The sequence below is a fragment of the Streptomyces sp. WZ-12 genome (assembly GCF_028898845.1).
Classification (GTDB): domain Bacteria; phylum Actinomycetota; class Actinomycetes; order Streptomycetales; family Streptomycetaceae; genus Streptomyces.
This window is the reverse complement of sequence record NZ_CP118574.1, coordinates 5,905,394-5,918,815: the sequence shown is the minus strand read 5'-3', so window position 1 is coordinate 5,918,815 and position 13,422 is coordinate 5,905,394. Positions and strand designations below refer to the sequence as shown.

At 70.9% G+C, this 13,422-nt stretch carries 11 protein-coding genes; 1 reads left to right on the top strand and 10 read right to left on the bottom strand.

The features are described 5' to 3' along the window. Nucleotides 1-64: 64 nt before the first annotated feature. Both PV796_RS25540 and PV796_RS25535 read right to left on the bottom strand, forming a co-directional pair. Complete coding sequence (locus tag PV796_RS25540) at nt 65-1,987, bottom strand: TIGR03960 family B12-binding radical SAM protein (RefSeq protein ID WP_274915723.1); 1,923 nt, start codon at nt 1,985-1,987, stop codon at nt 65-67. Between the two features lie 89 nt (nt 1,988-2,076). Next, nucleotides 2,077-3,651, bottom strand: a complete 1,575-nt coding sequence (locus PV796_RS25535; RefSeq protein ID WP_274915722.1) for a CYTH and CHAD domain-containing protein — start codon at nt 3,649-3,651, stop codon at nt 2,077-2,079. Between the two features lie 154 nt (nt 3,652-3,805). On the opposite strand from PV796_RS25535, the gene PV796_RS25530 reads away from it, so the two are divergent. Continuing rightward, a complete protein-coding gene (locus PV796_RS25530; RefSeq protein ID WP_274915721.1) occupies nt 3,806-4,246 on the top strand; it encodes an ATP-binding protein in 441 nt (146 codons plus the stop codon). A gap of 16 nt (nt 4,247-4,262) precedes the next feature. Here PV796_RS25530 and PV796_RS25525 read toward each other — a convergent pair whose 3' ends face one another. From PV796_RS25525 to folC, 8 genes are all read right to left on the bottom strand, one after another. Next, a complete protein-coding gene (locus PV796_RS25525; protein WP_274915720.1) occupies nt 4,263-5,477 on the bottom strand; it encodes an FtsW/RodA/SpoVE family cell cycle protein in 1,215 nt (404 codons plus the stop codon). Next, nucleotides 5,474-7,615: a penicillin-binding protein 2 gene (gene mrdA, locus PV796_RS25520; RefSeq protein WP_274915719.1), complete on the bottom strand. Its 2,142-nt coding sequence runs from the start codon at nt 7,613-7,615 to the stop codon at nt 5,474-5,476. The genes PV796_RS25525 and mrdA overlap by 4 nt, the downstream gene beginning before the upstream one ends. A gap of 54 nt (nt 7,616-7,669) precedes the next feature. After that, nucleotides 7,670-8,362 carry a rod shape-determining protein MreD gene (gene mreD, locus PV796_RS25515; RefSeq protein WP_274915718.1) on the bottom strand — a complete coding sequence of 231 codons (693 nt, stop codon included), beginning with the start codon at nt 8,360-8,362 and terminating at the stop codon, nt 7,670-7,672. Nucleotides 8,363-8,365: 3 nt separating this feature from the next. Further along, nucleotides 8,366-9,295 (bottom strand): rod shape-determining protein MreC, encoded by a 930-nt coding sequence (gene mreC, locus PV796_RS25510; RefSeq protein WP_274915717.1) that lies wholly within the window; start codon nt 9,293-9,295, stop codon nt 8,366-8,368. Between the two features lie 240 nt (nt 9,296-9,535). Continuing rightward, complete coding sequence (locus PV796_RS25505; RefSeq protein ID WP_003985182.1) at nt 9,536-10,555, bottom strand: rod shape-determining protein; 1,020 nt, start codon at nt 10,553-10,555, stop codon at nt 9,536-9,538. 297 nt (nt 10,556-10,852) lie between these two features. Then, nucleotides 10,853-11,266: a nucleoside-diphosphate kinase gene (ndk, locus tag PV796_RS25500; RefSeq protein ID WP_274915716.1), complete on the bottom strand. Its 414-nt coding sequence runs from the start codon at nt 11,264-11,266 to the stop codon at nt 10,853-10,855. A gap of 248 nt (nt 11,267-11,514) precedes the next feature. Continuing rightward, complete coding sequence (locus tag PV796_RS25495) at nt 11,515-11,856, bottom strand: DUF4233 domain-containing protein (protein ID WP_274915715.1); 342 nt, start codon at nt 11,854-11,856, stop codon at nt 11,515-11,517. Nucleotides 11,857-11,858: 2 nt separating this feature from the next. Further along, the gene (gene folC / locus PV796_RS25490; RefSeq protein ID WP_274915714.1) at nt 11,859-13,385 is read right to left on the bottom strand and encodes a bifunctional tetrahydrofolate synthase/dihydrofolate synthase; all 1,527 of its coding nucleotides are present in this window, start codon (nt 13,383-13,385) and stop codon (nt 11,859-11,861) included. Between the last annotated feature and the right edge of the window lie 37 nt (nt 13,386-13,422).

Sequence of the window (13,422 nt, the reverse complement as noted above, 5' to 3'; positions counted from 1 at the left end):
AACGGGCCGGAGGCGCACGCGGTGCGGGACGGGCGTCGGCGGGAGGCCGCCGCCCGTCCGGGGGTCACTTCACGACGGACAGCGGCAGCAACTTCTTGCCGGTCGGGCCGATTTGGATGGAGGTGTCCATCTGCGGGCAGACGCCGCAGTCGAAGCACGGGGTCCAGCGGCAGTCCTCGACCTCGGTCTCGTCGAGGGCGTCCTGCCAGTCCTCCCACAGCCAGTCCTTGTCGAGACCGGAGTCGAGGTGGTCCCAGGGGAGGACCTCCTCGTAGGTGCGCTCGCGGGTGGTGTACCAGTCGACGTCCACCCCGAAGTCGGGCAGCGTCTTCTGCGCGCACTCCATCCAGCGGTCGTAGGAGAAGTGCTCGCGCCAGCCGTCGAAGCGGCCGCCGTCCTCGTAGACGGCGCGGATGACCGCGCCGATCCGGCGGTCGCCGCGGGAGAGCAGGCCCTCGACGATGCCGGGCTTGCCGTCGTGGTAGCGGAAGCCGATGGAGCGGCCGTACTTCTTGTCCCCGCGGATCTTGTCGCGGAGCTTGGCCAGGCGGGCGTCGGTCTCCTCGGAGGAGAGCTGCGGCGCCCACTGGAAGGGGGTGTGCGGCTTGGGGACGAAACCGCCGATGGAGACCGTGCAGCGGATGTCGTTGGACTTGGCGACCTCGCGGCCCTTGGCGATGACGTTGATGGCCATGTCGGCGATCTGCAGCACGTCGTCGTCGGTCTCGGTCGGCAGCCCGCACATGAAGTAGAGCTTCACCTGGCGCCAGCCGTTGCCGTAGGCGGTGGAGACGGTCCGGATCAGGTCCTCTTCGGAGACCATCTTGTTGATGACCTTGCGGATCCGCTCGCTGCCGCCCTCGGGGGCGAAGGTCAGGCCGGAGCGGCGCCCGTTGCGGGTGAGCTCGTTGGCGAGATCGATGTTGAAGGCGTCGACGCGGGTCGACGGCAGCGACAGGCCGATCTTGTCTTCCTCGTACCGGTCGGCGAGGCCCTTGGCCACGTCGCCGATCTCGGTGTGGTCCGCGGAGGACAGCGACAACAGGCCGACCTCCTCGAATCCCGTGGCCTTCAGGCCCTTGTCCACCATCTCGCCGATGCCGGTGATGCTTCGCTCCCGTACGGGACGCGTGATCATGCCGGCCTGGCAGAAGCGGCAGCCGCGGGTGCAGCCACGGAAGATCTCGACCGACATCCGCTCGTGGACGGTCTCGGCCAGCGGGACGAGCGGCTGCTTGGGGTAGGGCCACTCGTCGAGGTCCATGACGGTGTGCTTGGAGACCCGCCACGGGACGCCGGAGCGGTTGGGCACGACGCGCGAGATGCGGCCGTCGCCGAGGTACTCGACGTCGTAGAACTTGGGGACGTAGACGTTGCCGGTCCGCGCGAGGCGGAAGAGCAGTTCGTCGCGGCCGCCGGGGCGGCCCTCGGCCTTCCATGCCCGGATGATCTTGGTGATGTCCAGGACGGCCTGCTCGCCGTCGCCGATGACCGCGCAGTCGAGGAAGTCGGCGATCGGCTCGGGATTGAAGGCGGCGTGGCCACCGGCCAGGATCAGCGGGTGGTCCTCGGTGCGGTCCTTGGCCTCCAACGGGACGCCGGACAGGTCGAGGGCGGTGAGCATGTTGGTGTAGCCGAGCTCGGTGGAGAAGCTCAGGCCGAGCACGTCGAAGTCGCCGACGGGGCGGTGGGAGTCCACCGTGAACTGCGGCACCTGGTGCTCGCGCATCAGCGCTTCGAGGTCGGGCCAGACGCTGTAGGTGCGCTCGGCGAGGACGCCCTCCTGCTCGTTGAGCACCTCGTAGAGGATCATGACGCCCTGGTTGGGCAGCCCCACCTCGTAGGCGTCGGGGTACATGAGAGCCCAGCGGACGTCGCAGTCCGACCACTCCTTGACGGTGGAGTTCAGCTCACCGCCGACGTACTGGATGGGCTTCTGCACGTGCGGCAGCAGAGCTTCGAGCTGCGGGAAGACCGACTCGGACATCTCGAACCTTCGTGGGCTGACAGGGGGCGACTCACAAGCGTAACCCGCCCGGGGGCGGCCCTTTGACGGCCGAGGCCCCGGCCCGCCGGTCACCTGCGCAACGCGTCCCGGTGTTTACGGCGCGAGACCTCCGCCCACAGGGCCGGCAGTTCGCGCTCCCGCTCGGCGGCCAGCGCCTCCTCGCGGCCGTAGAGGAGGCCGAAGGTGAAGCCGCTCTCGCCGGCCCGGCGGGCCTGGGTCGCCAGGTCACGGAGGGCGGCGCGGGCGACCACGCTGTCCTGGTGGTCGCCGAGGAGCTGCTGGAGCTGCTTGGTGCGCCGGGTGAAGGCGCGGGCCGGGCGACCGAGCGTCGGGGTCGCCGCCTCCGCCGCGTACCGGGCGCGCTTGGCGGCCTTGCGGGCGCCGTGCAGCGCCGCGTCGCGGTCCGGCCCGGCGGGGGCGGCGAGGGCGGCCTCGACGCGGCGGGCCAGCCGCCGGTAGTCCTTGAGGACCGCGCCGGCGACGACGGCGGGCGCGGGGCGGGCGGCGGGGGCGCGCAACGGCGGGGCGTCGAGCAGGGCGTGCAGGTCGTCCAGGAGGGCGAGGTGGCGCGGGCCGTCGAGGGCGGCGAGCAGGCGGTCGCGGGCGCCGGCGCGGCGCCGGACCGACCAGGTGCGCAGCCGGGCCGAGACCGGCCCCAGCCGCAGGGTCCGGGGGACCTCGGCGAGCGCGGCGGTGAACCGGTCGGCCAGCACCTCCTGGTCCCGCCCGGCGCCCAACTCGGCGGCCAGCCAGCGCAGTTCACCCCCGAGTGGGTCGGTGACGATCCGGTCCAGGACCTTGCCGTAGGTGCGGAAGGCGCTGCGCAGCCGGCGGGTGGCGACCCGCATCTGGTGGACCGCGTCGGGCAGGTCGCGCCGCGCCGCCGGGTCCAGCTCGACGATCGCGCGCACCTGGGCCCGGACGTAGCGGAGCACGACGTCGCCGGCGGTGCGCCCGCGCCCCTCGTCGGCGCGCTCGGCGCCCTTCCCGGTGGGCCGCGCGGCCCCTTCGGGCGCGGTCTCCGCCAGGGCGCGGGCCAGTTTGGACGGCGCGGCCGACGGGCGCGCCCCGGCCTCGACCAGCAACTGCTCGACCTCGTCCAGCAGTTGCCGGCCGGCGCCGCCCTCGGGGTCGAGCTCCACCTCGATCTCCCGCCAGCGGGCCTCCCCCGCACCCTCCGGGTGCAGCCGCGTGGCCCGTACGTCGTCCACCGCGACCTCGGCGAGCGGTGCGCCGGCGGCGTCCCGTAGGACGTGCGCGGTGCGCCGGGTGCGCAGCCGCACGACGGGCAGGAGCGGGGCGCCGCGGACGCGGGAGCGGACCAGGGCGGTGAGTTCGGGGGGCGGGGCGTCGGCGAGCGGGGCGCGGATCTCGTCCCGCACCGCGCCGACGACCTCGGGGAGCGCGACCGGGAGCTTGAGGTGCCAGCCCGCGTCGGGGCCGCCGGTGCGCCGCCGCAGCGTGATCCGGTCCGCGGCCAGGCGCTGGTCCGCGGTGTCGTAGTAGACGGCGTCGAGGAGCCGGGGGCGCCCCTCCGCCACCGTCGCGACCCGGCCGACGCGGGTCAGGTCGGGCAACTGGTCGGTGGCGACGGCCGGATCCGTCTCGTACTTCCGCTCGATCTCCCGCACGGTGTCCGCCATGCATCGAATCTAGTCAGCCGTAACGCGCCCGACCAGCCGTCCGACAGCGGTCCCCGGCCGAAGTAGGTGGCACCGCCGACACACGGTGTCTTACGGTGTGTGACAAGCCGTCCACACAGCGTGGCAATCGGCTCGATCCACACCGGGAGAAACCGTGCACCCCGACACCGCAGCCGTCGCCCGGCCCCCTCTCCGCGTCGCGGCGGGCGCCCGTCCGTACCTCCTCACGGCGCCGAGCCGGCCCACCGCCCCCAAGGCCGCCCGGGACTTCGTCCGCGCGGTGCTGCGCCACGGCCCGCTCGCCGCGCTGCGCGAGACCGCCGTGCTCCTCACCTCCGAGGCCGTCACCCGGGCCCATCTGCGCACGCCGGGCTCCGCCGACATCCTGCTGCGGGTACTGACCGCGGCCGACTCGCTGCGGATCAGCGTGCACGACGAGGGAACGGCCACCGTCCCCGCCCAGGGGCCGGGCGACCGCGACTCCGCGCACGGCCTGCTGCTGATCAGTCGGCTCGCCGACGACTGGGGCACGACCCCGTTCGAGGGCCCGGCGCACACCACGTCGCTCTGGTTCGAGCTGCACGGCGGGCGCTGACCCCGGGCACGAGGGGTCAGCGGGAGGCCGAGACCGGCCGCTGGACGCGGATCGACTGCAGCAGCCCGATCGCGATCCACACCGCGAACATCGACGTGCCGCCGTAGGAAACGAACGGCAGCGGCAGGCCGGTGACGGGCATGATGCCCAGGGTCATGCCGATGTTCTCGAAGGCTTGGAAGGCGAACCACGCGATGATGCCGGCGGCCACGATCGTGCCGTAGAGCTCGCCGGTCTCGCGGGCGATCCGGCAGGCCCGCCACAGCACCACGCCGAGCAGCAGGATGATCAGGCCCGCGCCCAGGAAGCCCAACTCCTCGCCGGCGACGGTGAAGATGAAGTCGGTCTGCTGCTCGGGGACGAACTGGCCGGTGGTCTGGCTGCCGTGGAAGAGGCCGGAGCCGCTCAGCCCGCCGCCGCCGATGGCGATCCGGGCCTGGTTGGTGTTGTAGCCGACGCCGGCCGGATCCAGGCTCGGGTTGGCGAACGCGGCGAACCGCGCGATCTGGTACGCGTCCAGCAGCCCGAGCTGCCAGATGGCGAGGCAGCCGACCACGCCGGTGCCGAGCAGCCCCAGGACCCAGCGGTTGGAACAGCCGCTGGCCAGCAGCACGCCCAGGATGATGGCGCCGAGCACCATCACCGAGCCGAGGTCGGGCATCAGCAGGATCACGCCGACCGGGACGGCCGCCAGGCCGAGGGCCTGGAAGACGGTGCGGTGGTCCGGGTACGGGCGGTCGCCGGCGTCGACCCGGGCGGCGAGGATCATCGCCATGCCCAGCGTGATGGTGATCTTGGTGAACTCCGCGGGCTGGAGCGAGAAGCCGCCGGGGATCGCCAACCAGGAGCGCGAGCCGTTGATGGTGGCGCCCAACGGCGTCAGCACCAACAGCGCCAGCAGCACCGAACCGGCGAAGAGGAACGGGACGGCGCCGCGCAGCGTGCGGTGGCCGAGCCAGACGGTGCCGGCCGCCAGCCCGATGCCGATCGCGGTGTTCAGCAGGTGGTGGACGAGGAAGAAGTACTGGTCGCCCTTGTTGAGTTCGGTGCGGTTGCGGGTGGCGGAGTAGACCAGCAGCGACCCCAGGAGGGAGAGCACCAGACAGGACAGCAGCAGTATCCAGTCCAGCCGGCGCACCACCGAGTCACGCGCCATCAGCCGGCCCCAGACGCCCTGTTCGGGGCCGTAGCGGCGGACGGAGAAGGTCCGGGACAGAAGCGGTGTGGTCACTGCGGGGGGCTCCCGGAGGGGGACGGCGAGGGGCTCGACGGCGCCTTGATGGGCGGGGACGGGATGGTGCCGTCACTCTCGATCTTGGGCAGCTTGCTCTCCGCGTGCGGGAGCAGCGCCGCCTTGTCGTCGATCTCGCCCTTGTCGTTGACGCCGTAGAGCGCGTTGTAGATGTTGCGGACGGCCGGTCCGGAGGCGCCGGATCCGGTACCACCCTGGGCGATCGTCATCACGATCGTGAAGTCCTTGGTGTACGTCGCGAACCACGAGGTGGTCTGCTTCCCGTAGACCTCGGCGGTACCGGTCTTGGCGTGCATCGGGATCTTGTCCTGCGGCCAGCCCTGGAACCGCCAGGCGGCGGTGCCCCGTTCGGTCACGCCCTGGAGCGCGGCGCCGATCTGCTGGAGGGTCTGCTGACTGTCCGGCAGCCGGCCGTGCGACCGGGGCTTGATCATCTGCACCTTCTTGCCGTTGGGGCTGACGACCGCCTTGCCGATGGTCGGGGTGTAGAGGGTGCCGCCGTTGGACAGGGCCCCGTAGATGGTCGCCATCTGGATCGGGGTGACGAGGGTGTCGCCCTGGCCGATCGCGTAGTTGATCGAGTCGTAGGCGTGCAGCTTCATGCCTTCGAGGCAGTTCTCCCGCGCCAGCTTGGAGACGTAGTCGTCGGCGTTCTTGGGGTGCGCGCACCAACTGTCCTTGTTGGCCACCCAGAAGGCGTTCTTCCACTGGCGGTCGGGGACCCGGCCCTTGACCTCGTTGGGCAGGTCGATGCCGGTCTCCTTGCCGAGGCCGAACTGGTGGGCCGTCTTGTAGAACCAGTCGTGCGGGTCCTTGACCGGCTTGTCCCCGCCGTCCTTCTTCCACTCGTCGTGGCCGATCCGGTAGAAGACGGTGTCGCAGGAGACCTCCAGCGCCCGCCCCAGGCTGATGTCGCCCTCCGATTCGCCCTCGAAGTTCTTGAAGACCTGGCCGCCGATGCTGTACGAGCTGGTGCAGGGGTAGTGGCCGTCGAACGGGTAGCCCGCGTTGACCGCGGCCGAGGTCGAGATGACCTTGAAGATCGAGCCGGGGGCGGCCTGCCCCTGGATGGCGCGGTTCAGCAGCGGGTAGTTGGACGACTTGCCGGTGAGCTGGGCGTAGTCCTTGCCGGAGATCCCGCCGACCCAGGAGTTGGGGTCGTAGGTCGGGTTGGAGGCCATCGCCACCACCCGGCCGGTCTTCGCCTCCATGACCACCACGGCGCCCGAGTCGGCCTTGTAGTTGGTGCCGGTGTTCCGGTCCACCTGGGTGCGGGCCGTCTTCATGGCCTCGTCCAACTGCTGCTCCGCCAGCGCCTGGACGCGGGCGTCGATGCTGGTGATCAGGGTCGAACCGGCCTGGCCCTTGTCGCTGTCGGCCTGGCCGATGACCCGGCCGAGGTTGTCGACCTCGTAACGGGTGACGGCGGCCTTGCCGCGCAGGTAGTCGTCGTACTGCCGCTCCAGTCCGGAGCGGCCGATCTGGTCCGAGCGCAGGAACGGCGAGGGGCCGTCCTTGGCCTTCTGGATCTCCTGGTCGGTGACCGGCGAGAGGTAGCCGAGGACCTGGGCGGTGTTGGCCTTGCCGGGCGCCGGGTAGCGGCGGACGGCGGTGGGCTGGGCGCTGATGCCGGGGAAGTCCTCGGAGCGCTCGCGGATCTGGAGGGCCTGCTGGGTGGTGGCCTTGTCGGTGATCGGGATCGGCTGGTACGGCGAGCCGTTCCAGCAGGGCTGCGGGGTCTTGGCGTCGCAGAGCCGGACCTTGTTGCGGATGTCCTGTGTGGACAGGCCCAGCACCTTGGCCAGCCGGCCGAGGACGGCCTTGCCGCCGTCCTTCATCTTCAGCAGGTCGGTGCGGTTGGCCGAGACCACGAGCCGGGTCTGGTTGTCGGCCAGCGGCACCCCGCGGGCGTCGAGGATCGAGCCGCGGGTGGCGGGCTCGACGACCTGCTGGACGTGGTTGGACTTGGCCTTCGCCGCGTACTCCTGGCCGTTGCGGATCTGGAGGTACCAGAGCCGCCCGCCGAGCGTGAGCAGCAGCGAGAAGACCAGGATCTGAATCGCGATCAGCCGGATGGTGATCCGGGAAGTCCTCCCGGTCTCGGGAATGTTACTCATGGCGCGCAGCGCCTCCTTGGGGGGGGGTGGCGGCGGGCGACGGGTGGGCGTTGCTCACAGCCTCTTGACCCCCTTGATGCCCTTGACCCCCTTGCGTCCGCCCCCGGCCGGCCTGGGCACCCGGCCGGTACGGATCGCCTTCATCGCGTGACGACTGGCCTTCAGCCCGGTACCCGTCGTGAGCCAGGCCGGGTTCCGCCCGACCACCGCGCCGGTGCCGCCGCCGGTGTCGGTGGCCAGCGGGTCGTGCTCCGTGCGGCGCGCCACCGCCATCACCAACGGAACGGTGAACGGGGCGAGCAGCAGATCGTAGAGGGTGGCGCTGAGCACCAGCCCGACCAGACCGACGTGCCGGGCGGCGGTGTCACCGACCAGCGAGCCGACCCCGGCGTACAGCAGCGTCGAGCCGACCGCGGCGCCCAGCACGACGATCAGCGGCAGCGTCGCCGAGCGGTGCTGGCCGCCGTCCGGCTTCGTCAGGCCCGCGGCGTAGCCGATGACGCACAGGACCAGGGCGTACCGGCCGATGGCGTGGTCGGCGGGCGGTGCGAGGTCGGCGAGCAGCCCGGCGCCGAAGCCGATGAGCGAGCCGCCGACCTGCCCGTAGACCAGGGCCAGGCCGACCACGACGAGCATCAGCAGGTCCGGTACCGCGCCCGGGAGATGGAGTCTGGCGAGGATGCTGACCTGGATGATCAGGGCGACCACCGCCAGCGGGGTGGCGAGCAGGATCCGGTTGATGCGCATCGGTCAGCTCCTGGGTGAAGCGCTCTCGGAGGGGGTGGCCGTGACGGTGACCGTCGGCGTCGGCCGGGGCTTGACCGGGGGCGGCAGGACCGTGTCCCGCGGGTCCTTCCGGGGCGGCTGGACGACGATGCCGACGACGTCGAGCGACGAGAAGGAAACGAACGGCCGGACCTGGAGGGTGCGGGTCAGATCGCCGTTGAGCGGCTCGACCTTGCTGACCGTGCCGACCGGCACCCCGGGCACGAACGGCTTGTCCTTGCTGGAGCCGAAGGTGACCAGCCGGTCGCCCCTCTTCACATCGGCCTTGCCGTTGAGCAGTTGGACGCGCAGCGAGCGGACGCCCTGACCGTTGGCGAAGCCGATCTCGTTGGTCTTCTCCATCCGGGTGCCCACCGTGAACTCCGGGTCGGCGGCGAGCAGCACGGTGGAGGTGTGCGGAGTGACGGTGGTGATCCGGCCGACCAGCCCGTCGCCGTTGAGGACGGTCATGTCGCGGGCGATGCCGTCGCGGCTGCCGGCGTCGATGGTGACGGTCCAGGAGAAGCCCTGCGCCGACCCGATGGCGATGACCTCGGCGCCCTTGATCGCGTACTGGCCGGTGGCCGCGGTCTTGAGGATCTTGTCGAGCTCGGCGGCGCGGTTGCGGTTGCGGTCCGGGGTGCCCAACTTCAGCTTCAGGGCGGCGTTCTGGTGTTCCAGCTGGCTGATGCGGTCGTGGCGCTCACCGGAGTCCCGCACCGCGCTGACGGCGTTGCCCACCGGGTTGACGACGCGGGCCACGCCGCGCTCCACCGGGCCGAAGGCGGAGGCGGCGGCTTGCCGGGCACCGTCGAGCGGGGACTGTTCGCCGCCGCGGATATCGACCGTGATCAACGCGAACGCGATCGCGACCAGCAGCACCAGCAGCAGCCGGCTCTCTCGTGTGTCCCTCACGTGCGGCGGCCGTGTCCTTCCTCGTAGGACCGGCCGGCTGCGGGCCCCGCCGGTCTCGTTCGGGGGTTGAGCGTTGTGCCTTGCTGTGACGGTGCGGTGGTGGATCGTCAGTGCACCGTGTCTGTGGGGGCGTTGCGGTTGTGTGCCGGCGATCCGCCGGGCGGATCGGCCGTTTCCGTATGGTGCCCGACCCGTGCGAACGGGGTGTGACGCCGCCGCAACGGGTCGGGACCGCCTGCGTCAGCGGCGCGGCTGGGAGTCCAGGACCTGCTGGAGCGCCTCGAACTCCTCGACGCACTTGCCGGAACCGAGCGCGACGGAGTCGAGCGGGTCCTCGGCGATGTGGATCGGCATGCCCGTCTCGCGGCGCAGCCGCTCGTCCAGGCCACGCAGCAGCGCGCCACCACCCGTCAGAACGATGCCGCGGTCCATGACGTCACCGGACAGCTCCGGCGGGCACTTGTCGAGGGTCGTCTTGACCGCGTCGACAATGGAGTTGACCGGCTCCTCGATGGCCTTGCGGACCTCCGCCGCCGAGATGACGACGGTCTTGGGCAGCCCGGAGACCAGGTCGCGACCGCGGATCTCGGTGTGCTCGTCCTGCTCCAGGTCGTACGCCGAACCGATGGTGATCTTGATGGACTCGGCGGTGCGCTCGCCCAGCAGGAGGCTGTACTCCTTCTTGATGTGCTGGATGATCGCGTTGTCCAACTCGTCGCCTGCCACCCGGATCGACTGGGCGGTGACGATGCCGCCGAGCGAGATGACCGCGACCTCGGTGGTACCGCCGCCGATGTCCACGACCATGTTGCCGGTGGCCTCGTGGACCGGCAGGCCCGAGCCGATCGCGGCGGCCATCGGCTCCTCGATGATGTGCACCTGGCGGGCGCCGGCCTGGGTCGACGCCTCGATGACCGCGCGGCGCTCAACTCCCGTGATTCCGGAGGGAACACAGACCACCACCCGCGGCCGGGCCAGGTAGCGCCGCTTGTGGATCTTGAGGATGAAGTAGCGGAGCATCCGCTCGGTGATCTCGAAGTCGGCGATCACGCCGTCCTTCAGGGGCCGCACGGCGACGATGTTGCCGGGCGTCCGGCCGATCATCTTCTTCGCCTCGGCGCCGACCGCCAGGATGCCGCCGGTGTTGGTGTTGATGGCCACGACCGACGGCTCGTTGAGGACGATGCCGCGGCCCCTGACGTACACCAGCGTGTTGGCGGTCCCGAGGTCGACAGCCATGTCACGGCCGATGAACGACATGTTGTTCCCCATGAGGATACGTCTGGCCTTCCCAACTGGAGCGAATGCTTACTTTGAGGTCGGCAGGAGGTGATGCGCCGGTGCGGCGCGGAAGCCTCCATCGTAGTTCGTAGTGTTCCCACACGAACACGGCGGGAGGTCGTTCCGCCATTGTCAGCCGTACACGTACTCGCCCCCCTTAATGGTGACGTCGTGTCGCGCGAACGCGTTCCCGCGCGCCGGCCGCAAACACCGAGGGGCGACCGATGATTTCATCGGTCGCCCCTGGTCACAAGGGGGTTGGGCGCTAACTTCCGATCAGGAAATCCCGGGGAAGAAAATCTTGATCTCGCGCTCGGCGGACTCTTCGGAATCCGAGGCGTGGATCAGATTTTCCCGGGTGATCGTTCCGAAGTCCCCACGAATGGACCCACTGGGAGCGGCAATCGGGTCAGTGGGGCCGGCCAGCGCACGGACGCCCTCGATGACCCGCTCACCCTCGATGACCAGGGAGACGACCGGCCCGGAGGACATGAACTCCACCAGCGGCTCGTAGAAGGGCTTGCCGACGTGCTCGGCGTAGTGCTGCTCCAGCACCTCGCGGTCGAGGGTGCGCAACTCCAGCGCGGTGATCGTCCAGTTCGCCTTGCGCTCGATGCGACGGATGATCTCGCCGACCAGACCGCGCTTGACGGCGTCGGGCTTGAGAAGGACGAGGGTGCGCTGGCTCACGGAGGGACTCCCTGCTATCTGAACGACGGTCAGCGGCGCCAGGCTATCGCCTGGACACCGGAGCGTTCGCTGCCGGGTACAGCGCACTCCAAAGCGCCCCCGGCGCGAGGCCACCGCCGAGTCCGTCCATCACGCGCCCACCCGTCACCGGACCCCGAAAGCCCCGCGCCGCAGGCGTAACCAACGGCGAGCAACCCCCGCGGCGGGCGCGCCGGCAAGGCGGGAAGCCAGCCGGGCGCAACGGAAGGTCAGCCGGCGGCCGCGGACTCCGCGAAGCGGGCCTTCGCCTCGTCGATCTTCCGTCCGTAGTGGACCGAGGCCCACCACAGCGCGGCGAAGACGGCGCCGAGGAAGTACATCGTGGGGACGACCAGGCCGCTGGCGATCAGCGCGATCTGGAGTGCCCAGCCCAGCTGGATGCCGCCGGGGCGGGAGAGCATCCCGCAGAGCAGCACGCTCAGCAGCATCGCGATGCCGCTGACGATCCAGATGGTGACCCGGGAGAGGTCGGTGAGCTGCATCGCGACCAGGCCGGCGAAGCCGATCACGAAGAACTCCCCTATCAGGGTGCTGGCACACAGCGTGCGCATGGTTACTTCCTTCCCAGGAGCAGCCGGGCCTCGCCGACCGTGATCACCGAGCCGGTCACCAGCACGCCGGCGCCGGAGAACTCGCCCTCCTCCTCGGCGAGGGTGATCGCCGCCTCCAGCGCGTCGTCCAGCCGCGGCTCGACCTGGACCCGCTCGGCGCCGAAAACCTCCACCGCGATGGCCGCCAACTCGTCCGGATCCATCGCCCGTTGGCTGGAGTTACACGTCACCACGACCTCGGCGAAGATCGGCTCGAACGCCTCCAGCACGCCCCGGACGTCCTTGTCGGCGCTGGCGCCGACGACACCGATGAGGCGGCTGAAGCCGAACGCCTCGCTGACCGTCTCGGCCGCGGCCCGGGCACCGCCCGGGTTGTGCGCGGCGTCCAGCACCACCGTGGGGCTGCTCCGGACGACCTCCATCCGGCCGGGCGAGCTGACCGAGGCGAAAGCGGAGCGGATGATGTCGAGGTCGAGGGTGCGGGTGTGCCCCGCGCCGACGCCGAAGAACGCCTCGACGGCGGCGAGCGCGACCGCGGCGTTGTGCGCCTGGTGGGCGCCGTGCAGCGGGAGGAAGATCTCCGGGTACTCGCCGCCCAGGCCGCGCAGGGTCAGCATCTGGCCGCCGACCGCCACCTCGCGGGAGAGCACCCCGAACTCCATGCCCTCGCGGGCCACCGTGGCGTCCACCTCGACGGCGCGCTTGAGCATCACCGAGGCCGCGTCCACCGGCTGCTGGGCCAGGACGACGGTGGCGTCCTTCTTGATGATCCCGGACTTCTCGCCGGCGATCTGCTCGGGCGTCTCCCCCAGCCGGTCGGTGTGGTCCAGGGAGATGGGGGTGATCACCGCGACGTCGGCGTCGATGACGTTGGTCGCGTCCCAGGTGCCGCCCATGCCGACCTCGACGACCGCGACGTCCACCGGGGCGTCGGCGAACGCGGCGTACGCCATCGCCGTCAGCACCTCGAAGAAGGAGAGGCGGTACTCCTGCTGGCCGTCGATCATCTCGACGTACGGCGCGATGTCGCGGTAGGTCTCGATGAAGCGCTCGGCGGAGATCGGGCCGCCGTCGAGGCTGATCCGCTCGGTGACGGACTGGATGTGCGGGCTGGTGTACCGGCCGGTGCGCAGCTCGAAGCCGCCGAGCAGGGCCTCGATCATGCGGGCCGTGCTGGTCTTGCCGTTGGTCCCCGTGATGTGGATGGAGGGAAAGGCCCGCTGCGGGGAGCCGAGGACGTCCATGAGCGCGGCGATGCGCTCGATCGACGGGTCCAGCTTGGTCTCGCCCCAGCGGCCGGCCAACTCCTCCTCGACGGCGCGCAGCGCGCGGTCGACCTCCGGGTCGACGGGGCGGGCCGGGACTTGGTCCCCCCGCGGCGGTCCGGCCTGCGTGCGCAGGGTCCGGCTGCCGGCCTCGATCACCGCGAGGTCGGGGTCGCGTTGCGTCTCGGCCTCGACCATGTCGTCGAAGGCGTCCGACGGGTCGGGAGTCGGGTCGGGGTCGTCGTTCTGGGGGCGCTCGCTCACGACGACAAGTCTACGAGGCACCACCGACAACGGGCCT